Annotated in this window: 20 protein-coding genes and 1 pseudogene; 13 read left to right on the forward strand and 8 right to left on the reverse strand. The window is 66.8% G+C overall.

Features of this window, described 5'->3' with window-relative positions; all coding sequences use genetic code 11:
• Positions 1 to 18: 18 nt before the first annotated feature.
• Complete coding sequence (glsA, locus tag IY716_RS08525; RefSeq protein ID WP_218221104.1) at positions 19 to 1,029, reverse strand: glutaminase A; 1,011 nt, start codon at positions 1,027 to 1,029, stop codon at positions 19 to 21.
• A 701-nt stretch (positions 1,030 to 1,730) separates the two neighbouring features.
• On the reverse strand, positions 1,731 to 2,513 hold the full coding sequence (locus IY716_RS08530) for an alpha/beta fold hydrolase (RefSeq protein ID WP_369699644.1): 783 nt from the start codon (positions 2,511 to 2,513) through the stop codon (positions 1,731 to 1,733).
• A gap of 84 nt (positions 2,514 to 2,597) precedes the next feature.
• On the opposite strand from IY716_RS08530, the gene IY716_RS08535 reads away from it, so the two are divergent.
• Entirely contained in the window at positions 2,598 to 4,199 is a 1,602-nt protein-coding gene (locus IY716_RS08535) for a peptide synthetase (protein WP_218221105.1), read from the forward strand.
• Positions 4,196 to 5,557: a replicative DNA helicase gene (dnaB, locus tag IY716_RS08540; RefSeq protein ID WP_218221106.1), complete on the forward strand. Its 1,362-nt coding sequence runs from the start codon at positions 4,196 to 4,198 to the stop codon at positions 5,555 to 5,557. The genes IY716_RS08535 and dnaB overlap by 4 nt, the downstream gene beginning before the upstream one ends.
• 49 nt (positions 5,558 to 5,606) lie before the next feature.
• On the opposite strand, the gene IY716_RS08545 is transcribed toward dnaB, so the two are convergent.
• Positions 5,607 to 6,563, reverse strand: a complete 957-nt coding sequence (locus IY716_RS08545) for an SDR family oxidoreductase (RefSeq protein ID WP_218221107.1) — start codon at positions 6,561 to 6,563, stop codon at positions 5,607 to 5,609.
• Positions 6,564 to 6,648: 85 nt separating this feature from the next.
• Between IY716_RS08545 and IY716_RS08550 the strand changes: the two genes are divergently transcribed.
• The gene (locus tag IY716_RS08550) at positions 6,649 to 7,647 is read left to right on the forward strand and encodes a YafY family protein (protein WP_218221108.1); all 999 of its coding nucleotides are present in this window, start codon (positions 6,649 to 6,651) and stop codon (positions 7,645 to 7,647) included.
• Here the strand turns inward: IY716_RS08550 and IY716_RS08555 are convergent.
• A complete protein-coding gene (locus tag IY716_RS08555) occupies positions 7,628 to 7,942 on the reverse strand; it encodes a hypothetical protein (RefSeq protein ID WP_218221109.1) in 315 nt (104 codons plus the stop codon). The genes IY716_RS08550 and IY716_RS08555 overlap by 20 nt on opposite strands.
• Here IY716_RS08555 and IY716_RS08560 point away from each other — a divergent pair.
• Positions 7,941 to 8,240: a hypothetical protein gene (locus IY716_RS08560; RefSeq protein WP_218221110.1), complete on the forward strand. Its 300-nt coding sequence runs from the start codon at positions 7,941 to 7,943 to the stop codon at positions 8,238 to 8,240. The two genes, IY716_RS08555 and IY716_RS08560, sit on opposite strands and share 2 nt — an antisense overlap.
• A gap of 45 nt (positions 8,241 to 8,285) precedes the next feature.
• Here IY716_RS08560 and IY716_RS08565 read toward each other — a convergent pair whose 3' ends face one another.
• Positions 8,286 to 8,477: a hypothetical protein gene (locus tag IY716_RS08565; RefSeq protein WP_218221111.1), complete on the reverse strand. Its 192-nt coding sequence runs from the start codon at positions 8,475 to 8,477 to the stop codon at positions 8,286 to 8,288.
• Positions 8,478 to 8,614: 137 nt separating this feature from the next.
• Complete coding sequence (locus tag IY716_RS08570; protein ID WP_218221112.1) at positions 8,615 to 9,976, reverse strand: galactokinase family protein; 1,362 nt, start codon at positions 9,974 to 9,976, stop codon at positions 8,615 to 8,617.
• A 118-nt stretch (positions 9,977 to 10,094) separates the two neighbouring features.
• Here IY716_RS08570 and IY716_RS08575 point away from each other — a divergent pair.
• The 5 genes and pseudogenes from IY716_RS08575 to IY716_RS08595 all read left to right on the forward strand — a co-directional run bounded on the left by IY716_RS08575 (position 10,095) and on the right by IY716_RS08595 (position 13,452).
• Positions 10,095 to 10,516, forward strand: a pseudogene (locus IY716_RS08575) (organic hydroperoxide resistance protein).
• Between the two features lie 98 nt (positions 10,517 to 10,614).
• Positions 10,615 to 11,805 carry a pirin family protein gene (locus tag IY716_RS08580; protein WP_218221113.1) on the forward strand — a complete coding sequence of 397 codons (1,191 nt, stop codon included), beginning with the start codon at positions 10,615 to 10,617 and terminating at the stop codon, positions 11,803 to 11,805.
• Between the two features lie 79 nt (positions 11,806 to 11,884).
• Complete coding sequence (locus IY716_RS08585; protein WP_218221114.1) at positions 11,885 to 12,262, forward strand: DUF202 domain-containing protein; 378 nt, start codon at positions 11,885 to 11,887, stop codon at positions 12,260 to 12,262.
• Entirely contained in the window at positions 12,262 to 12,588 is a 327-nt protein-coding gene (locus IY716_RS08590) for a DUF202 domain-containing protein (RefSeq protein ID WP_218221115.1), read from the forward strand. Before IY716_RS08585 ends, IY716_RS08590 begins: the two co-directional genes overlap by 1 nt.
• A gap of 84 nt (positions 12,589 to 12,672) precedes the next feature.
• Entirely contained in the window at positions 12,673 to 13,452 is a 780-nt protein-coding gene (locus tag IY716_RS08595; RefSeq protein ID WP_218221116.1) for a SurA N-terminal domain-containing protein, read from the forward strand.
• Positions 13,453 to 13,496: 44 nt separating this feature from the next.
• Here IY716_RS08595 and IY716_RS08600 read toward each other — a convergent pair whose 3' ends face one another.
• Both IY716_RS08600 and IY716_RS08605 read right to left on the reverse strand, forming a co-directional pair.
• Positions 13,497 to 14,630, reverse strand: coding sequence for a glycerate kinase (locus tag IY716_RS08600; RefSeq protein ID WP_369699645.1), 1,134 nt, complete (start codon positions 14,628 to 14,630; stop codon positions 13,497 to 13,499).
• A gap of 35 nt (positions 14,631 to 14,665) precedes the next feature.
• Positions 14,666 to 15,094, reverse strand: a complete 429-nt coding sequence (locus tag IY716_RS08605) for a universal stress protein (protein ID WP_218221117.1) — start codon at positions 15,092 to 15,094, stop codon at positions 14,666 to 14,668.
• 148 nt (positions 15,095 to 15,242) lie between these two features.
• Between IY716_RS08605 and IY716_RS08610 the strand changes: the two genes are divergently transcribed.
• From IY716_RS08610 to araA, 4 genes are all read left to right on the forward strand, one after another.
• Positions 15,243 to 16,271: a LacI family DNA-binding transcriptional regulator gene (locus IY716_RS08610; RefSeq protein WP_218221118.1), complete on the forward strand. Its 1,029-nt coding sequence runs from the start codon at positions 15,243 to 15,245 to the stop codon at positions 16,269 to 16,271.
• Between the two features lie 186 nt (positions 16,272 to 16,457).
• Entirely contained in the window at positions 16,458 to 18,155 is a 1,698-nt protein-coding gene (gene araB / locus IY716_RS08615; RefSeq protein WP_218221119.1) for a ribulokinase, read from the forward strand.
• Positions 18,152 to 18,904 (forward strand): L-ribulose-5-phosphate 4-epimerase, encoded by a 753-nt coding sequence (locus tag IY716_RS08620; protein WP_218221120.1) that lies wholly within the window; start codon positions 18,152 to 18,154, stop codon positions 18,902 to 18,904. The genes araB and IY716_RS08620 overlap by 4 nt, the downstream gene beginning before the upstream one ends.
• On the forward strand, positions 18,901 to 20,442 hold the full coding sequence (gene araA / locus IY716_RS08625; RefSeq protein ID WP_218221121.1) for an L-arabinose isomerase: 1,542 nt from the start codon (positions 18,901 to 18,903) through the stop codon (positions 20,440 to 20,442). Before IY716_RS08620 ends, araA begins: the two co-directional genes overlap by 4 nt.
• Positions 20,443 to 20,488 lie beyond the last annotated feature (46 nt).

Here is a 20,488-nt window from a genome sequence, read left to right on the forward strand (position 1 = left end):
GAGACGCCGGGCACCGGCTCAGGCGCGGGCCTGAAGCTCCTCGATGACGTTGATGCGCTGGTTGCTCAGCACATGCAGCGAGAGCTCGTTGGAGAGATGCTGGAACATGCTGACTCCCTGGACGCTGCTGCCCTCTTCATCGAGGCGGGGCGCGAAGGAAGCGATGCCGACCTGACCGGGCAGCACCCCGATGATCCCTCCCGAGATCCCAGACTTTGCGGGGATGCCGATCTGGGTCAGCCACCGCCCCGAGGCGTCATACATGCCGCAGGTGGCCATGACGCCGAGCGTGGTTCGGGCTGCCTCGGCGGAGACGACCTGCTGGCCAGTCCCCGGGTTGACGCCGTTGTTCGCCAGCGTGGCCGCCATCTGCGCGATGTCCTTGACGGTGACCAGGACCGAGCAGATGTCGATGTAGCCGCGCACCGCCGCGTCTGGCTCGATGTCCAGCGAGCCGTGGGACTTCAGCATGTGCGCTATCGCCATATTGCGGTACGTGGTCGCGAACTCCTCCTCGGCGGCATCCCAGTCCACCTCGAGCTCGCGCCCGGCGAAGCCGGCCATGCCCTCCAGGATGCGGGCGGTGCGACTGCGCACCGCAGAGGTCCGAGAATCGCTCACCCGGCCCCCTGGGTGCGACTCATGACGGGTGTGGTCCACCAGCTGGTGGGTGGCGATGGCACCTGCATTGATCATCGGGTTCAGAGGTCGTCCGGTGCCGCCCTCCAGTGAGAGCTCATTGAAGGCCTCGCCAGAGGGCTCCATGCCCACCATCTCGCGCACGCGGTCCAGGCCGACGTCGTCCAGCGCCAGTGCGTAGACGAAGGGCTTGGAGATCGACTGGATGGTGAACCGGTGCTCGTCATCGCCGGCGGAGCACTGTTGCCCATCGGTAGTGGCCAAGGCGAGCGCCTGAAGGTTCTCGTCGGCGTCGCGCAACCGGGGGATATAGGAAGCAAGCGTGCCGCTGACGTCCTGACTGGACTCGCGCAGAACCTCGCGGAGGTAGGTGTTGATCGATTTGTGCACTGGAATACTCCTGGGGTATCGGTCTGCCTACGCTACCTGGTGAAGCCCGACGGCTGATCTGGGGGTTTCCTGGAGGCGTTCCTCCCAGGTTGTGGAGAGTCTGTGGAAAACTGCGCTCTACGTTGCCTATACACCTAACAGCAGGGTTACGGCAAGGTGACTAGAAGGCTTGGAAAACTGCTCAGTAGTTTCTTGCTGCACAGGCGTGTCGTTACATCGCTGCAGGTCAGCGGCGAGGACAGGTCACTTATCCACTGATATCCACAACCTGCTGCACATGTTGTGCACAAGACACGCCGCGTAGTCCACATGTTTTCCACAGGGGTTGAATTTTGATCTATTGCCCCGACTCCTCTCTGGACCTAAAGTGTGGAAAGTCCCTCGGATGTGGATATTGGCTGGGCACTGCTCAGCGCGCATTCACAAGGGCCGCCGACTGCGGTCTGAGCGGAGATACGAGGGCCGGGAAGCGATTCGCGGGTCGGCCCGTGATCACCGCTTCCGAGGACTCGGGAAATCCGAGGAGATCCAGATCTCGCAGCCTGTGAGCCGACGCGCTTCAGCAGGGTGAGCAGCTGGATCTCAACACATCGGGTCGCCGGGAGACCGGCCAAGGGAAGGGAATCACGCGCTCACGCCACGTGATTCTGCTGCGTCTCCCGGCGATCCGTTCCCAGCATCAGCCTGCGAGCGGACCATCCTCAGGCGGGGTGTGCGGCGACGAAATCAGCCACTCTGCGCGGCCAGGAGTCGAGTTCTTCAGGCGTCTCTGCGATCTGCAGCTCCGAGCCCGGAATCAGCTCATGCAGCTCCTCCGCGGTCGACACGGGGTGGGCGTAGTCATCCACCCAGGCCAGGATCAGTGTGGGAACGTCAAGTGCTGCGATCTGCTCGGGGGTCGGAAGATCGGTGATGCCTGCCCCGCGGAAGATCGACGGGAGAAGCTCCTGGCTCACCGCCGGCACGCGCTCCTTGGGCCGGTCCGCCAGTGCCGGCGGCGGCAACACCTGCCGGCCCACACGCACAAAGGCCCCGATACCCTGATCCTCCACCAGTGCGGCTGAACGCTGGTAGGTGTCAGCCTGTCCGGCGCGAGTCTCCCAGGCGGTGGGCGGTACGAGCAGGGTCAGGGTGCTGAACCGCTGCGGATCGCGCAGCGCGGCATAGAGGAGCGTGGCCGCCCCCATTGAGGGTCCTGCGGCGTGGACCTTCTGTCCAGGTGCAACCTCGTCCAGGAGATCGAGCAGATCCTCAGCAAGGCGCGGCCAGAGATAGTCCTCCGGGACAGCTCGTCCGGTGGAGGATCCGTGTCCGCGTGCGTCATAGCGCAGCACGCGGCAGTCGGGGAGGCTCAGGGTCATGTCCAGACCAGCGCGCTGCTCCCGGGAGGCGCACGACGTCAGGCCATGGAGCTGCACAAATGTGGGACCCTCCCCAGAGATCTCATAGGCAAGTTTCGCCCCGGCTGTCTGGAAAAGCCCCACGGTATTCGACTCCTGCGTCTCAGCTGAACAACAAGTTGCGTCTGATTGGTCCAGGCGCGATGAACGCCCCCTAGACTACGCCGTATGCGGTTGACGAATGTGGCGCAGATGCACACCCGACCCGGACGGCTCTCCAGCTACTCGGTCGTGGCCGCGCCCGCGCCCGCGAGTGACGCGGTTCCTGACCGTCGAGTCGGCTTCGGCGTGGGACAGCCTGTTCCGGAAGTGAGCCCGCCTGATTCACAGGTCAGCCTGCCGGTCTCCTTCGATCAGAACCGCCATGTCAGCTTCGGGTCACGCCCCGGATCCTGGATGGCGGTTTCTTTTCAGCTCGACGGGCCCGCCTCGCTGGAGGAGATCGCCCAGGCCTGGCTGGAGGTGATCCACCGGCACGGTACCTTGCGCACCGTCTTCGACTGGCGCGAGCCTGCCGGCCCGAGCCAGGGTGGCGCAGATCACCTCGCTTCCGCGGGTGATGACGCCAGCACGGATTCCCCGCAGACTCCCTCGGCGGAGGGTTCTCGGCAACGCTCCGGAGGCCCCGACACAGACCTGCTGCTTCGTGAGGTGGGGATTCGTCCGGGGGCCTGGGAGCAGCTGATGGCCCCGGACGCGGAGCATCAGGTGGTCGGCTTCACCACGGAGGCCCACCCCTCCCGTCTGCGCTCCGCGCGCGAACACCTCAGCGCCGCCGAGGTCAAGGCTGCGCTGCGGGCCCACTTCGACTCCGTCTGCGATCCGTTCGGCAGACCCTCGCACCGCCTCTGTGTCATCGACGACGGCGAGTCGGCGGCCGTCCGGGATACAGCCGGTTCGCCCCAGATCATCATCGGTTCGGACCATTCGCACGTGGACGCATGGTCGCTGCTGGTTCTGGTCCGCGACTTCACCGCCGTGCTCGCCAATCTTCGCGCTGGTCGTTCTCCCGCGGCGCAGCTTCCGATCCCGGAGCCGTTCGCCGCTCATACGGCCGCGTGGGAGAACAAGCCGATGCCCCCCGCGGAGATCCGTACCCGCTGGCAGGAGATCCTCGATGCCGGAGGTGGGGTGATGCCCACCTTTCCGCTGCCGCTGGGCGACATCTCGCTGCCGGTCAGTGAGAAGGTCGAAGTCCGCGATGTGCTGGACACTGCGGAGCTGGATCGGCTCGAAGACCACGCCAAGGCGGCTGGGGTCCGACTCATCGCCGTCGCCGTATCCGTGATGACCCGCCTCTTCCGAGAGCTGGGGGACCAGCCGCTGCGCACCGTGTTCCCGGTGCACAGCCGCGACGAACCGCGTTGGTTCGACTCTGTGGGCTGGTTCATCACCAACGCCGTCCTGGAGAACGACGACGACGACCTGCTCGCCAGCTATCAGGCGGTGAAGGAGGCGATCCGGCTCGGCTCGCACCCGATGTCCCCGATCATGCGGCCCTACGGCGGCATGCCGGCTGAACCTGGCATGTTCGCGATGAGCTGGCTCGACCACCGGCGCCTGCCGATCAACGTCGACGAGGCGCTCAATGCCCAGCACGTCTCCGCCGTGGTGCAGACCGACGGCGTGATGATCTGGTTCGTGGTCAATGAGACGGGCCTGCATCTGCGCTGCCGCTATCCCGATACCGCACGGGCCCGAGAGACTATGCACAACTGGCTCGACGCGGTGGTCGAGGGACTGCGTGCACCGAGTATCGTGGAGGGGTGACTACAGAGCTCTACGACACCGGTTCCCCGGCAGGGGTGGACTCCCGCACGCCTCCTCAGGACATGGTGGCGGAGCAGTCGGTCCTGGGCGGCATGATGCTCTCCAAGGACGCCATCGCCGACGTCGTCGAGGTGCTCCGCGGCTCCGACTTCTACCGGCCCGCGCACGAGCTGATCTATGACGCGATCATCGATCTCTACGGCCGCGGGGAGCCCGCCGATGTGGTGACGATCTCGGATCATCTCACCAAGCGCGGCGAGCTGCAGCGCATCGGGGGGCCCGCGTATCTGCATAACCTGGCTCAATCGGTGCCGACAGCGGCCAATGCCGGCTTCTATGCCGAGATTGTGCGTGAACGGGCGATTCTTCGCCGACTGGTCGAGGCCGGGACCAAGATCGTTCAGCTAGGCCACACCGCCGACGGCGAGGTCGAGGGCATCGTCAACCAGGCGCAGTCCGAGATCTACAACGTGGCCGAGAATCGACAGAGCGAAGACTATGTCTCGCTGTCTGAGGTGCTGGGCCCGACCATCGACGAGATCGAGACGAACTCGGCCCACGACGGCGGGCTCACCGGCATCCCGACGGGGTTCCGCGATCTCGATGACCTGACCCACGGCTTCCACGGCGGGCAGATGATCATCATCGCCGCCCGTCCCGCCATGGGTAAGTCCACCCTCGCACTGGACTTCGCTCGCGCCGCTGCGGTGACCAACGGGATGACCGCCGCGTTCTTCTCGCTCGAGATGGGTCGCAATGAGATCGCCATGCGACTGCTTTCGGCCGAGTCGCGGATCCTGTTCTCCGATCTGCGCAAGGGCAACATCCGGGACGAGGACTGGGAGAAGATGTCCGAGGCCGTAGACCGGCTCAATGACGTGCCGCTGTTCATCGATGACTCCCCGAACATGTCGCTGATGGAGATCCGCGCGAAATGCCGTCGGCTCAAGCAGCGCAACAACCTCAAGCTCGTGGTGCTGGACTACCTGCAGCTGCTCTCCTCGGGCAAGCGCGTGGAATCCCGCCAGCAGGAGGTCAGCGAGTTCTCCCGCACCTTGAAGCTCCTGGCCAAGGAGCTCGATGTGCCGATCATCGCGCTCTCGCAGCTGAACCGTGGTTCTGAGTCCCGCCCGGACAAGAAGCCCCAGGTCTCCGACCTTCGTGAATCCGGCTCCATCGAGCAGGACGCCGACATGGTCATGCTGCTGCACCGCCCCGAGGTCTACGACAAGGAGACCGAGCGCGCCGGTGAGGCAGACATCATCGTGGCCAAGAACCGTAACGGTCCCACGAGGGATATCACCGTGGCCTTCCAGGGCCATTACGCACGGTTCCAGGACATGGCCCGGGACTTCTAGGGGCCGCTGCCCAGCTCGGGCAGACTGGATTCCTGGCCCGCGTGCTCCGTCAGCGGTAGTTCTCGACCTCCAGCTGTTCCACCGGGGTGGTCTCCATGGCGGTGATGAAGCTCCATGCATCGGGCCGCGAACCGTCCACATCGGTGAGCCCGTAGTGCTCGGCCAGCGAGAATGAGCTCAGTGACTGTGTGTTCCACCGGGCGCGCTGGGGGTCTGCTGCAAGAGCGGTGATCCCGCGAGCAAGCAGCGCCGGGGTCTCTGAGATCACGAACTCATACGGCGGCAGCGCCTCGGACTTTCCACGGTTGGCCTCCGCAGACTCGCGCCAGTTCTCCTCGGTGACGCCGAAGGCATCGAGCATCATCTCGGAGCGAAGCCAGCCGGGGGAGACTGAGACCGCAGTGCCGCCGTGGGGGGCTAGTTCGTGACCCTGGGCGAAGGCCAAGCGATCCACCGTGGTCTTGGTGAGATCGAGGAAGACGCTCTCACGAAAGTGTGTGGCGTTGTAGCCGCGGGTGCCGTCGGTGACCTCCACCACGAGGGATCCTGGATTCTTCACCAGCAGCGGCAGAGCCGCGTGGCTCGTGTAGAGATGTGTGGTGAAGCCCGTCTGGAACAGTTTCATCCCCTCCCTGAGGTCGTAATCCCACAGGGGGAGCCCGAACTTCACGTACGCCTCCCCGCCGATGTCATTGACCAGGATGTCGAGCCGGTCGCGCTCGGTGGAGATGCGCTGGATCAGTGCGTGGATGGCGTCGGGATCCAGATGGTCGGTGATGATCGGAATCGCTGTGCCTCCGGCCGCGGCGATCAGCGCCGCGGTCTCCTGGACCGTCTCCGCGCGTCCGTAGTCGGAAGGTGCCTGAGCAGTCGAGCGTCCGGTGCAATAGACCACGGCGCCGGCATCGGCAAGCATGCGTGCGATGGCCCGTCCTGCGCCCCGGGTCGCCCCGGTCACCAGGGCGATGCGATCCTGCAGGGCGCCCTCGGATTGCTGTTCGGTCATGGGATTCTCCTTGCTGCGGGGGTCTCCTCATCAGGTTCGCAGGTATTGGCGACATCCTGTGTCGTCAATTGCCTAGACTCTGTTCATGCGTTCCACCCGGCTTCTCGCCCTGCTGATGGAGCTCAGCCGGGTGCCTTCGCTGAAGGTGGGGCGGCTGGCAGCACGACACGGAGTCACGCCGCGCACGATCCAGCGCGACATCACTGCACTGCATGAGCTCGGCGTGCCGATCTGGACACGAACCGGACCCGGTGGCGGCGTGGGTCTCGTGGACGGATGGAGGTCACCGCTCACCGGCATGACTGCCGCGGAGCTGCAGGCGCTGCTTCTGGGAGAGGCCGGTTCCCGGGGCCTGGGACTGGAGTCGGACTACGCCACGGCCAGGTTGAAGATGCTGACCACGAACCGTCTGCAGTCGAATGCCGTGCAGCCTGTGCAGGAGCGCTTCCTCGTCGACAATGAGCGATGGTTCACTGAACCCGAGCGCCCGGAGGCGCTGGCCGAGGTGGCGCGCGCTGTCTGGTCGGGACAGCGGCTGCGGATCCGCTATGACAGTCCACGCTCGGCCTCGACCGCGGTGACCCGGACACTTGATCCTCTGGGCCTGGTGCTCAAGACCGAGGCCTGGTACCTCGTCGCCGCCCATCGGCACAGTCTGCGGACCTATCGACTGATCCGGGTCCGTGAGGCTCGCGTGCTGGAGGAACCAGGGTGGCGCCCCGCGGAGTTCTCGCTTGCGGAACACTGGGGCCGTTCCCGCCAGGCGTTCGAGGCTTCGCTGGGCAGATTGCCGGTCACGCTGCGGATCCCCAGCGGCTCCGCCGCCGCACTGGCGGCCGCGGTGCCTGGACCCCACACCCGCCGCGCGATCGACGATGCAGCCCAACGCGCGGGCCAGCTCACGGTCGAACTGCGCATGGAGAGCCTGGAGGTCGCGACGACCGCTCTGCTCGGAGTGCCTGAGGTCGAGGTTCTCGCGCCCGCGGCCCTGCGTCTGGAGCTCTTCCGGCGCGGGGAACAGCTCGCGACAGACAACCGGCAGCCCGCGGCGTCTGGCGGAGGACCTAGACGATCCCGAGGATGACGTCGAGGAAGACGAATCCGAGCCCGCCGTAGAGCAGGCCGATCCAGAGCGAGTGTGTCAGCGCGGTCCAGAACCTGCCTGTGGCGATGAGCAGTCCGAATGCGGCGGGGGTGCAGGCCAGCGCGTACCCGCCCACGAGCAGCCAGAGGCCGGTGAACTCTCCCAGGGCAAGCATGTAGAAGCCCACCCCGATGGTCCAGACCATGGTGAACTCGAACATCAGGGCGGCGATGATCACGGCGACGACGATGGCCCAGAGGTAGCGCCCCCACTCGCCGCCGAGCCGCCGCAGCATGGTTCGCCGGCTGCTCGGAGCGGCCGCGGCGCGGCCGGAGGCGGACCGAGAGGATGAGGTTCGAGACGTGGAGGCAGAGGCCCGAGATTTCGAGGCTGGGGAGCGGGGAGCCGAGGTGGTCGCGCGGGGCTTGGAGGCGGACCTGGAGGCAGCCGGGCGCCGCGTCGTCGTCTTTTTCGCTGGCGTGTTCTTCTTGGCGGCCGTGCTTCTACCAGCGGTCCTGGTGTTCTTCGCGCCAGCAGGGGAACTGCCGGGAGACTTCCTGGCGGGGCTCTTCTTCGGGGTGCTCACAGCCTGACAGCGTACCGTCTGCCCTCATGACCAGAGCGGAGCGCCTCGGGGTTCAGAGCCAGCCGAGGTAAGGCAGGGCGAGCAGGAACACGATCAGTCCGATGCCCACTCCAAGGGTGACTGCGACCGTCTGGCTCGAGTTGGCGCGACCGAGCGTGGGCTCTTCCCGATCGGCAGTCTTTGGCGGGACGGCCCGTTCCGAGGAGGGCTTGGTTCGGTCGCGACGTGCTCGATGAGATGACATTCGTACACCTCGCTTGGCAGGGATGCGCCGGAGGATAGGTTCGGGCGCGCTGATCCCGAGTGTAGGAAGCGTCGCTGAGAAGGACCTGTGCGCAAGGTGGGACCTTGCCTGTATCTGAGCTGGAACTTCGTGGTGCGTCAGAGGGCGTGGGCGGCGGAAGAGGGCGCGACGTCGATCAGCCGGATATTGCGGCTGATCTTCTCCAAGGCGGCGGTGAGCCGGGGGACGCCCGCAGGTGCGATCAGCAGCAGGACCGATCCGCCGAAGCCGCCCCCGATCAGCCGAGCACCCTCGGCCCCCTGGGCCAGCGCTGTCTCCACCACGAGGTCCGCCACGGTGAAGGAGACCTCGGCGTCGTCGCGCATGCTCATATGCCCTGCGGTCAGGATGTCTCCCACCGTGGAGGTGATGTGGCGGACGCCGTAGGCCTCGCCGGAGAGCAGGTGGTGCAGCTTCTCCGACCGCACCATCTCCGTGAGAGCATGACGCAGCCGACGTCGGCAGGCTTCGATATCGCGTCCGGCCACGGATTCGAGCTGCTCGGCCAGGCGATCGAACTCCTCGAGCACATGAAGCACGTCTGCCTTGCGGGGCTTCTCCGGGAGGGCGTCGCGGAGCCGATCGAAGCCCAGCAGCTGCGCAGCCGCTTCGGCTTCGGCGCGGCGATCGCTGAACTGTCCGTCGGCCAGGCGGTGCGCCTGTCCCGTGTCCACGGCGATCAGGCGGTAGCCGCGGAGGATGCAGCCGATGTCGAGGGGCTGCACGCTGAAGTCCCGGCAGTCCAGGGAGAGCACCTTGCCCGCCCGGGCCCGCATGGCGGCAGTCTGATCCAGGCCGCCAGTGCCTGCACCCACGACCTCCACCTCGGCGCGCACGCAGGCCGCCGCGAGCTGCTTACGGTGTTCGCGAGTCAAGGCCGCGTTCAGATCATCGAGCGGGTTCTGCAGCCCGAGCGGAGTTCCCAGGGCGACGAAGGCCAGAATGCTGGCACATTCCAGCGCGGCCGAGGAGGACAGGCCGCCACCGATCGGCAGCGTGGAGACCACCAGGATGTCGGCGCCGAAGCCCTCGGTGACGTGGAAGTCCGGGTGGGAGGCGCCGAGCTCACGCAGCGACCAGAGGACCCCATGCACGTACTGGCTCCAGTGACCTGAGGAGTCGTCCTTCAGGGCGTCGTCTGCGGCCGGCTTCGCCTGCGGGCCGATCTGATCCGCGAACACGGTGGTGACCCCGTCGTCCAAGGAGGCGTCGAGCGTGCGCATCCGGAGCAGGCCGTCCTCGCGCGGTGCGGCGGCGACATAGGTGCCGTGGGTCAGCGCCATCGGCAGGCAGCGGCCGGCATGGAAATCGATGTGCTCACCATTGAGGTTTGCCCGCCCGGGGGCGAACCAGGTGCCGGAAGCTGGCCGACCGTATTCCTCATGGAAGCGGCTGACCAGGTCAGACTGAATCTCTTGGGGCTCGCCAGGAGCAAGCCAGACGGCATCGGTAGTTCGCACGGTGGTCCATTGTGCCACTCACCAACGCTGTGATGTTCTTGTTCCTTGACCGGCGCCGTCCCGAAATCACCGCGGCGGTGTGGTCCACCGTGACGAGCGAGAGGACTTCTGCATGGCGATCGAACCTATGTACACCACCGAGGCATTGGCCACCGGTGACGGCCGCAATGGACGCAGCCGCACCTCAGACGGCCGTGTCGACCTGAATATGGCCGTTCCGGAGGCCATGGGCGGCTCGGGGAGGGGGCGAACCCGGAGCAGCTCTTCGCGCTGGGCTACGCTGCATGCTTCCACGGTGCGCTGCGCAAGGCCGCCTCGGAGGACAACGCCGATGTGACGGATTCCTCAGTCGGGGCCAGGGTGAGCATCGGCAAGGACGAGGACGGCGGCTTCGGTCTCGCCGTGGAGATCGAGGTGGTCATCCCCCATCTCGATCAGGCCCAGGCTCAGCAGCTGGCGGACAAGGCCCACGCCTCGTGTCCGTACTCCAAGGCTACCCGGGGCAACATCGAGGTACGGGTCAGCGTTTCCGAGGACTGAGCAGCGAGCGCTCTGCGCCGGGGGCGGACAGCCTGGGCAGAGTGCTTGAATTTTGAAACACTCAAGGGGACGCCTGGTCATCACCAAGAGGAGACGCAATGAGCAGCACCGACCTCGAACATCAGGAACAGGTCTGCATCAACGGGCCCTATACCTATGAGGGTCTGCGCGACGGCGTCGTCCGGGCCGATGACGGGGTGGAGCTTCTGGAACCCCGCACCGTTCCGCTGGGCGGACCGCGTGCCATGAACGTTCGCCGCACTCTGCCGCAGCGCGCACGTTCGCTGGTGGGGGCGTGGTGCTTCATCGACTTCTACGGCCCCGATGATCTGACCGAAGCCACCCCCATGCGTGTGCCCCGCCATCCGCACACAGGACTGGCCACCGTCTCCTGGCTCTTCGACGGCCGGATCGATCATATGGACTCTGCCGGGAACTGGGCCACGGTGCGGCCGGGGGAGGTGGTGGTGATGAACGCCGGCAGCGGCATCAGCCACTCGGAGTACTCCACCACGGACACCACGGTGCTCCACGGAGCGCAGCTCTGGTACGCGTTCCCGGATCAACATCGGTTCGTGGAACCCTCGCTGGCCACTCACCGGACCGACCCGGTGCAGGGCCAGGGCTGGGAGGCTCGCGTCTTCCTGGGCGAGCTGCTCGGACAGCGGTCCCCGGTCAAGACCTACCTCCCGCTGACCGGGGCCGAGCTTCGACTTGAGCCCGGCACGGTCCTCGAGCTGGATGTGCCTGCGGAGCATGAGCATGGACTGCTGCGCATCTCGGGCGGCGTGCGGCTCAACGGAGCGCTGCTGCCGGAGGATCACCTGGGCGTGAGCGAGACCGGCGCCACCACGCTGCGCATCGAGGCGCTGGATGAGCCTGTACTGGCTCTGCTGCTCGGCGGGGAGCCGCTGGGGGAGCAGATCGTGATGTGGTGGAACTTCGTGGGCCGCAGCCATGAGGAGATCGTCACCTTCCGTGATGCCTACCAGGCGGAGATGGGCTTCGAAACACCCGCGCAGGACTCGCCGCTGGGCCGTCATGCCGGCACCGGCTCAGAGACAGGCGGATCCGAGCGGGCAGCGCGGCCCGATGGATCCGAGCACCAGGTGTCGGTGCCGAAGGGGGCGCTCGGTGAGCCTGTGCACGGAGAGCTCAGGGACGCTCTGGCGGGCTCCCGATATGCCGACGGGAGGCCGTTCCCGCAGTTCGGGGACTTCCCTCCAGGCCAGGCGGCGCCGCTTCCGGCCCCCGCGCTGCCCAGCACCCGAATGAAGCCGCGCGGCTGATCCGCAGCACCTGCGCCTGTGACACACTTGGCTCGCGCAATGGGTGGGGCCGCGAAACAGGAGAGCAGCAGGAGGAACAGTGAGCGAGAATCCGCAGCGAGGACGGCTGTCCAGTCGCCTGCTCTCCCAGGGGCAGGAGCCCGATCCGCGGTTCACCCTCGCCAACGAGCGCACCTTCCTCGCCTGGATCCGCACGGCGCTCGCGTTCCTGGCGGGCGGCGTCGCCGTGGAGGCCTTCGCCGCTGATGTCTTCGAAGACCCCTACCGGACCATCATCTCGGTGCTGACCATAGGCGTCGGACTGCTGATCAGCGTGGGCGCGGCCCTGCGCTGGCTCCACATCGAACGCAGCATGCGCCAGGGCCGGCCGCTGCCGATGCCGCTGATCATCCCGTTGCTGAGCTTCGCCTGCGGCGTCGCGATGGCTGTGGTCATCGTGCTGGTGGTTCTGACCTGATGCGCCCAGCGGTCCCGCTGCATGCCGACCCGGGCCTCCAGCCCGAACGGACCGTGCTGTCCTGGGGTCGGACGATGCTGCTGTTCGCCCTGGTCGGAGCGGTGTTCCTGCGCTGGATGCCCTATTACGGGTTATGGACCCTCGCGCTTGCGGCAGGCTGCGCCCTGGTGGCCGGCGGGATCTATCTCACACAGAAGCTGCGCTATTCGCGGCAGTCCCGCGGAATCGCCGAGGGCCGGGTGGAGGCTGATGTTCGTGCTGTGCTGGCCACCACCTGCGCCACGATCGCGCTGGGAGTCATGGGCCTGCTCGCAGTCCTGGCCTGAACGCCAGCAGGACGTTGGCTGGTTTGACCGTTGTGGCTGGAGTGCTACGTTTCCCGCTCGACTACCAATGAGGAGGTCCTTGTCATGTCGAAGAAACTGATGACAAGTTTTGCCCTGGCCGGAGTGCTGGCCCTCGCCGCATGCGGCGACGCATCCGAGTCCGAGCCTGAGGACGCTGCCGCGTCCCAGAGCGCCTCGGAGGAGGGACAGGGCGCAGAAGAAGGCGCCGCAGGGGAGCAGCCCGAAATGCCTGAGGCCGCCACCGAGGACATCCCGGACGTCGTCGCCGAGGTCAACGGTGATGAGATCAGCGGCGAAGACTTCACCGTGCTCTACGAGTCCCAGTTCCAGCAGCTCGCCATGCAGTCACAGATGACCGGCGAGGAGCTGGACCAGGATGAGCTCAAGAAGCAGACCCTGGAGTCCATGATCGGCAATGAGCTGCTGCTCCAGGAAGCCCGGGAGCAGGGATTCGAGGCCTCTGAAGAAGATGTTGATGCGCTGATCACCGAGCAGGCCGAGTCCAACGGCATGGAATCAGCCGATGAGTTCATCGAGGCCTACGAAGAGCAGGGAATGTCGGCGGAGCAGCTGACCGAGGACGCGCGCAGCCAGGTGCTGATCAACCAGCTGCTTGAGGACCTCAAGGTCGAGGAGCCCTCCGAGGAGGAGCTCCGCGAGATCTATGATGAGGCCGTCGCCGCCCAGGAAGAGTCGGACAGCGAAGAACAGGCCGAGCTGCCCTCCTTCGAGGACGCGCGTGAGGATGTGGAGGAACAGGCGACCTCCGATGCACGCAACGAGGCCGCCATCGACCTGGTTGAGAAGCTCCGCTCCGAAGGTGATATCGAGACGCACCTCTGAGCGTCTGAGACTGGGGCGCACCGTCCCGTTTCTAGGAGCGGATGCTAGCTGCCGACGCTGTGCTGCAGCAGCCCACAGACCTGTGCAGCGGCATCTTCGATCAGCTCGGGCGCCCGGCAGAGCAGCTCATCGAGCCCCGCCGGCCCCGCGGCGATCGAAAAAGCCCCGGCAAGCCCCGCGGCGCGACACTGGGCAGGACTGAGCTGGACGGCACCAGCGATGACGACGACGGCGGCGCTCGCCGGGGCGTAGCGGCGCACCGCGTGGACCACCTTTCCGTCCAGTGACTGCGTGTCCAGCGACCCCTCCCCGGTGAGCACCAGGTCCGCCTGAGCGAGAGCCGCTTCGAGTCCCACCGCCTCAGCGACCATCTGCGCCCCTGGCAGGATCTCGGCACCGAGCAGGACCGACAGGCTCACGGGCATTCCGCCCGCGGCACCGAAGCCCGGGGCAGTCTGCAGCTGCTGCGGGTCCAGTTCGCCCAGCGTCGCCAGGGAGCCGGCCAGATTCTCCAGGCCGGTGTCGAGGAGCTGGACCTGCTCCGCCGTCGCCCCCTTCTGTGGTCCGAAGACCGCAGCCGCCCCACGCGGCCCGGTGAGCGGGTTCTCCACGTCCACCGCGATGCGCCAGCGGACTGCCCGCGCCCGTGGATCCAGTTCGGCGGTGTCGATTGCGGCGATCCGAGCAAGCCCCTCACCGCCGGGGCGCACCGGCTGCGCTTCTTCATCGAGGAACCTCACGCCCAAGGCGCCGAGCAGCCCAGTGCCGCCGTCGGTGGTGGCCGAGCCGCCGATGCAGAGCAGGATCTCTTCGCAGTGTGGGTCCGCGAGCAGCTCGCGAGCGATGAGACCCACTCCCCAGCTGTCGGCGCGCAACGGCTGAAGCGGCTGATCGGCCACCTGCGGAAGCCCGTTGGCCTGCGCAGCCTCGATGACACCGATCCGACCGTCGGAGGAGCGGCCGTACCGAGCGGTCACCGGCCTGCCGATCGCGTCGAAGACCTCGACGGATTCCGCCGTCCTTCCCCAGGCTGCGAGCAGCGCGTCCAGCGTGCCCTCACCGCCGTCGGCGAAAGGCAGCTGCAGAACCTCCGCCTCCGCGAAGACCTGACGGACCCCGCGCGCCATGGCGGTCGCCGCCTCGGACGCCGAGGCCGAACCCTTGAAGGAGTCAGGCACGCAGACGACGCGGCGGGGTCCGGTCGAGCCGATGCTCACTCCGAATAGGTGTTCGCGATGTACACGTCGCAGCTGGCGTTGTGGGACACCGAATTGGCCACGCTGCCCAGTACCCGGCGGGCTCCGCGCATGCGCTGGTTGCCCACCACGATCATCTCCGCGCCGACCTTCTCGGCGTAGGCGATGAGCGCCTCGGCGGGTTTGCCGTGCGTGGAGCCTGCCACGATCTTCAGTCCGGGCGTGCGCAGTCCCTTGACCACCTGCTCCGCGATGTAGAGCGCATTGTCCGCACCCGAAACGACCCACTGATCGGAACCACTGTTGACGTGCTCGATGGTCGCATCGGTGTGCGCGGAGACCACGTGCAGCGGCACCTCCAGGCGACGCGCCAGGTCCCGGGCCTTCTGGGCAGCCTTCTCTGCAGTGGGACTGCCGTCCACACCGACGATGATCGATCCGGTCATGATGAACTCCTTGTCGACGAGTGACGAATGCCACGAAACAGCCTAGACCAGCCGCGCCCCACGTGCCGCTCAGGCTGGTGCCCCGCAGTGGCGAGGCCCACACTCTTGGTATGACAGGATCATCTGCAGCGAGGGAGAGGAGCTGCCGGTGAGCGGGGCGAAGCGCAAAGGTGCCAGGCGGCCGTCGATGGTCGACGTCGCCAAGCATGCTGGCGTCTCGCATCAGAGCGTCTCCCGGGTGCTGAACACCCCCGAGGCTGTGCTTCCCGACACCCGCGAGCGGATCGAACGCTCGATGGCCGCGCTGGGCTATCGGCGCAACAGCCAGGCCCGCGCACTGAAGACGCAGAGCAACGGATTGATCGGCGTCGTCGGGCAGGGAGACACGGACTTCGGACCGACCCGGATGACCTGGGCGATCGAGAACGCCGCTCGGGAGCGGGGATACGCCACGGCGCTGAGCGTCGTGCGCGATCCGCGTCCGGAGACCATCGACTCCACCCTCGACTTCTTCCTCAGCCACGGGATCGACGGCATCGTGGTGATCACCCCTGTCCCGGCGCTGGCCGAGGCCGCCAAACAGCTCTCCGCCCAGTTGCCGCTGGTCCTGGTGACCTCCGGGCTGTGGCCTGCGGACAACATGAACGTGGCGGGAATCGACCAGGAACTCGGCGCGCGCCGCGCCACCCAGCACCTGATCGACCGCGGCCACCGCTCGATCGCCCATATCGCCGGGCCGATGGACTGGTTCGATGCGCGCGGCCGAGTGGTCGGGTGGCGGCAGGCGCTCGCCGTCGCCGATCTCAGCGCGCCGCAGATGATCCGCGCGGGCGGGTGGACCGCCGAAGCCGGCTACGAGGCTGCCCAGCGGCTCCTCGACGTCGATGAGCTGCCCGACGCTGTCTTCGCCGCCAACGACTTCATCGCGCTCGGGCTGATCCGCGCCCTGCAGGAGCACGGCCTCAACGTCCCGGACGACATCTCCGTGGTCGGATTCGACGATGTCGACGCCGCCGGCTATTTCTCTCCGCCGCTGACCACCGTGCGTCAGCCGTTTGAAGAAGCAGGGTGGGCCGCCCTGGAGCTGCTGCTCGATGTCAGTGACGGCTTGACCCACGTCCCGAACTTCATCTCCCCCGAACTCATCGAGCGTGGCTCCACCGCATTCCGCAGCTGAAAAAAATCTTGGGCGTGGCTTGACGAAACCTGTGATGTTAACGTTAACATGACTGAGACGTGGATCACGTGACTCAGCTCACCCGATCAGCGGCCGTACTCCAAGACACCGGTTCGCGCGTCAGACAGGCAGTTCCCACGCCAGACCGTCCACGGTCCGATTCAGTGCAAGGAAGAACGGTGTTCAATGCCAGCTGCGGATGCGGTCGTCATCGGAGTCGACTACGGGACGCTCTCCGGACGCGCACTTGTGGTCCGGGTCAGCGATGGCGCTGAGCTGGGTTCGGCCGTGCACCCCTACTCCCACGCGGTGATGGATGAGCGCCTCACCGCTCACCACGGCGAGGCGCTGCCCCCCGAGTGGGCTCTTCAGGTCCCCGGAGACTACGTGGAGGTGCTCAAGAACGCGGTGCCCGAGGCGCTGCGCGAGGCCGGCGTCAACCCGGGGGACGTCATCGGCATCGCCACAGACTTCACCGCCTGCACCATGGTGCCGACGACGACGGACGGTACGCCGCTGAGCGAACTCCCCGAGTACGCCGATCGCCCCCACGCCTACGTCAAGCTGTGGAAGCACCACGCGGCGCAGGCCCAGGCGGACCGCATCAACGAGCTCGCCCATTCCAGGAACGAACCCTGGATCGGGCGCTACGGCGGATTCATCTCTTCCGAGTGGGAGTTCGCCAAGGGCCTGCAGATCCTGGAAGAGGACCCAGAGATCTACGCCGCCATGGATCATTGGGTCGAGGCCGCCGACTGGATCGTCTGGCAGCTCACCGGCGAATACCTGCGCAACGCCTGTACCGCCGGCTATAAGGGCATCTACCAGGACGGCTCCTACCCGGATGCTGACTTCCTGCGCGCGCTGAATCCCGAGTTCTCCGGTTTTGTGGCCGAGAAGCTCGACCATGAGATCGGTCAGCTCGGCGCCCGCGCCGGCGGGCTCTCCGCCGAGGCCGCCGGATGGACAGGTCTCCCCGAGGGCATCGCCGTGGCCGTGGGCAATGTCGACGCGCACGTCACCGCACCGGCGGCGGACGCCGTCGCTCCCGGACAGATGGTCGCGATCATGGGCACCTCCACCTGCCACGTGATGAACGGAGAGCGCCTTGCCGAGGTGCCCGGGATGTGCGGCGCGGTCCAGGGCGGCATCACCGAGGGGCTCTGGGGCTACGAGGCCGGCCAGTCCGGGGTCGGGGACATCTTCGCCTGGTACGTGGAGAACCAGGTCCCGGGCAGCTACAGCGCAGAGGCGAAATCGCGTGGCATCAGCATCCACGAGCTGCTCACTGAGAAGTCCGCGGCACAGGCCGTGGGAGCCCACGGCCTGATCGCTCTGGACTGGCACTCCGGAAACCGCTCCGTGCTGGTGGATCATGAACTCTCCGGGCTGATGCTCGGTGCCACTCTGGCCACCAAGCCTGAGGACGGCTACCGGGCGCTGCTCGAAGCCACCGCCTTCGGCACGCGCACCATCATCGAAGCCTTCAACGCCTCCGGCGTCCCGGTGACCGAACTGGTGGTCGCCGGAGGACTGCTCAAGAATCCGTTCCTGATGCAGACCTACGCGGACATCACCGGACTGCCGATCTCCACCATCACCTCCGCGCAGGGACCGGCCCTGGGCTCTGCGATCCACGCCGCGGTGGCAGCAGGCGCGCATCCCGACGTCCCCACCGCCGGGTCGCTCATGGGCGGACGGCGCAAGAATGCCTACACCCCGCAGCCCGAGGCGGCGGCGGCCTATGACGAGCTCTTCGCCGAATACCGCACGCTGCACGACTACTTCGGCCGGGGCACCAACGATGTGATGCGTCGACTCAAGGCGATCCGGCGCAACGCGCACAGCAAGAGTGCGCCCCATGAGGAGGTGGTGACCGCATGAGCACCCTGCACCTGAATGATTTCTCCGACTCGGCCAGCCAGGCCATCGCGGCGGCGCGGGAGACCGTGGCCCGACTTCATGCCGAGCTGCCGCGCAATGACCTGGTGGCCTGGACCGCGGGCAACGTCTCACAGAAGGTGGAGCTGTCCGGAACCGAGGGACCCACCGCCGATGAACCCGTGGCGGGGGTCTTCGTGATCAAGCCCTCCGGGGTCAGCTATGACGAGCTGGCGCCTGCGAACATGGTGGTCTGCACCCTGGACGGCACCAAGATCGACGACGACACCTCCATCGGGCTCTCCCCCTCCTCCGACACTGCGGCCCACGCCTATGTGTATCGGAACATGCCCGCCGTGGGGGGAGTGGTGCACACCCACTCGCCCTATGCGACCTCCTGGGCGGCCCGCGGGGAGCCCATCCCGTGCGTGCTGACCATGATGGCCGATGAGTTCGGCGGTGATATCCCGATCGGGCCGTTCGCGCTGATCGGGGATGACTCCATCGGTCGCGGCATCGTGGAGACCCTGGAGGACTCCCGATCCCGGGCCGTGCTGATGGATCGTCATGGTCCCTTCACCATCGGTGCCGATGCCAAGGACGCGGTCAAGGCGGCGGTCCTCTGTGAAGAGGTCGCGCGGACCGTGCACCTGGCCCGTGCCTACGGGGAGCCCGAGCGCATCGCACAACATCAGGTCGACGCGCTCTATGCGCGGTATCAGAACGTCTATGGACAGAAAGACAACACATGAGCGCCGGTACTTCACAGACCACGAACCCGACCACCTCTCCGTTCGAGGCGAAGACCCTCTGGTTCCTCACCGGATCGCAGGGGCTTTACGGGCCCGAGACGCTGGATCAGGTCGCGGAGCAGTCCCAGCAGGTCGCCGCTGCCCTGGATGCCGCAGACCAGATCCCGGTGGAGATCGTGTGGAAGCCGGTGCTCACCGAGCGCGACGCGATCCGCACCGCCGCGCTTGAAGCCAATGCTGATGAGAACTGCCTGGGCGTGATCGTGTGGATGCACACATTCTCCCCGGCGAAGATGTGGATCGCCGGGCTCGAAGCCCTGGCCAAGCCGATGCTGCACTTCCACACCCAGGCGAACATGACGCTGCCCTGGGCGGACATCGACATGGACTTCATGAACCTGAACCAGGCCGCCCATGGCGACCGCGAGTTCGGCTACATCGCCACCCGCACCGGGGTGCGCCGGAAGACCGTGGTCGGACACAGCACCGACCCCCGGGTCCAGACCGAGGTGGCCAGCTGGGCCCGCGCCGCCGCCGGATGGAACGCCTTGCAGAACATGCGGGTGTGCCGCTTCGGGGACAACATGCGCAACGTCGCCGTCACCGAGGGGGACAAGACCGAGGCAGAGATCCGGCTGGGCACCTCGATCAACACCTGGGCGGTCAACGACCTGGTCGAACGCGTCGAGTCGGTCAGCCAGGACCAGGTGGACGCGCTGCTGGCCGAATACGACGCCGAGTACGAGGTCGCTGAGGAGCTGCAGGCAGGCGGGGCGCGCCGCGAGTCGCTGGCCTACGCGGCCCGGCAGGAGGCCGGAATGCGGTCCTTCCTTGAAGAGGGCGGGTTCGAGGCCTTCACCACCAACTTTGAAGACCTCGGCGGACTGCGCCAGCTTCCCGGTCTGGCAGTGCAGCGCCTCATGGCCGCCGGCTACGGGTTCGGTGCGGAGGGCGACTGGAAGACGGCGCTGCTGGTCCGCGCCGCGAAAGTCATGGGACATGGCCTGGACGGGGGTGCCTCGCTGATGGAGGACTACACCTATGAGATGACCCCGGGCAGGGAGAAGATCCTCGGGGCGCACATGCTCGAGATCTGCCCCTCGCTGACCACCACGACGCCGCGGATCGAGATCCATCCGCTGGGCATCGGCGACCGCGAGGACCCGGTCCGCATGGTCTTCGACACCGACCCCGGCGAGGGCGTCGTCGTCGCGATGTCTGATCTGCGCGAACGCTTCCGACTCACCGCGAACCTGGTCGACGTGGTGGCTCCGGACGAGCCGCTGCCGAACCTCCCCGTGGCCCGCGCGGTCTGGGAGCCACAGCCTGACTTCGCGACCTCGGCTGCTTGCTGGCTCACTGCCGGGGCGGCGCACCACACGGTGCTCTCCACCGCTGCCGGGCTTGAGGCCTTCGAAGATCTGGCCGAGATCGCCGGCATGGAGCTCGCCATCATCGACGCGGACACCACGGCCCGGGGCTTCGCCCGCGAGCTGCGACACAACGCGGCGTACTACCGACTTGCGCAGGGGCTCTGACCCCTCGCGCAGCACGAACCCACTCATTCGCACCAAGTGCCTACCG

This window comes from Nesterenkonia sp. Act20, from assembly GCF_019173455.1.
Lineage (GTDB): Bacteria > Actinomycetota > Actinomycetes > Actinomycetales > Micrococcaceae > Nesterenkonia.

What these genes read in the sequence shown, in the direction of transcription:
- IY716_RS08545 (WP_218221107.1), bottom strand. Translation starts at nt 6,563, where the DNA reads ATGACCGAACAGCAATCCGAGGGCGCCCTGCAGGATCGCATCGCCCTG.
- IY716_RS08580 (WP_218221113.1), top strand. Translation starts at nt 10,615, where the DNA reads ATGAGCAGCACCGACCTCGAACATCAGGAACAGGTCTGCATCAACGGG.
- IY716_RS08595 (WP_218221116.1), top strand. Translation starts at nt 12,673, where the DNA reads ATGTCGAAGAAACTGATGACAAGTTTTGCCCTGGCCGGAGTGCTGGCC.
- IY716_RS08620 (WP_218221120.1), top strand. Translation starts at nt 18,152, where the DNA reads ATGAGCACCCTGCACCTGAATGATTTCTCCGACTCGGCCAGCCAGGCC.
- IY716_RS08590 (WP_218221115.1), top strand. Translation starts at nt 12,262, where the DNA reads ATGCGCCCAGCGGTCCCGCTGCATGCCGACCCGGGCCTCCAGCCCGAA.
- IY716_RS08560 (WP_218221110.1), top strand. Translation starts at nt 7,941, where the DNA reads ATGGTTCGCCGGCTGCTCGGAGCGGCCGCGGCGCGGCCGGAGGCGGAC.
- IY716_RS08555 (WP_218221109.1), bottom strand. Translation starts at nt 7,942, where the DNA reads ATGCTGCGGCGGCTCGGCGGCGAGTGGGGGCGCTACCTCTGGGCCATC.
- IY716_RS08565 (WP_218221111.1), bottom strand. Translation starts at nt 8,477, where the DNA reads ATGTCATCTCATCGAGCACGTCGCGACCGAACCAAGCCCTCCTCGGAA.
- IY716_RS08605 (WP_218221117.1), bottom strand. Translation starts at nt 15,094, where the DNA reads ATGACCGGATCGATCATCGTCGGTGTGGACGGCAGTCCCACTGCAGAG.
- IY716_RS08535 (WP_218221105.1), top strand. Translation starts at nt 2,598, where the DNA reads ATGCGGTTGACGAATGTGGCGCAGATGCACACCCGACCCGGACGGCTC.
- araA (WP_218221121.1), top strand. Translation starts at nt 18,901, where the DNA reads ATGAGCGCCGGTACTTCACAGACCACGAACCCGACCACCTCTCCGTTC.
- araB (WP_218221119.1), top strand. Translation starts at nt 16,458, where the DNA reads ATGCCAGCTGCGGATGCGGTCGTCATCGGAGTCGACTACGGGACGCTC.
- IY716_RS08550 (WP_218221108.1), top strand. Translation starts at nt 6,649, where the DNA reads ATGCGTTCCACCCGGCTTCTCGCCCTGCTGATGGAGCTCAGCCGGGTG.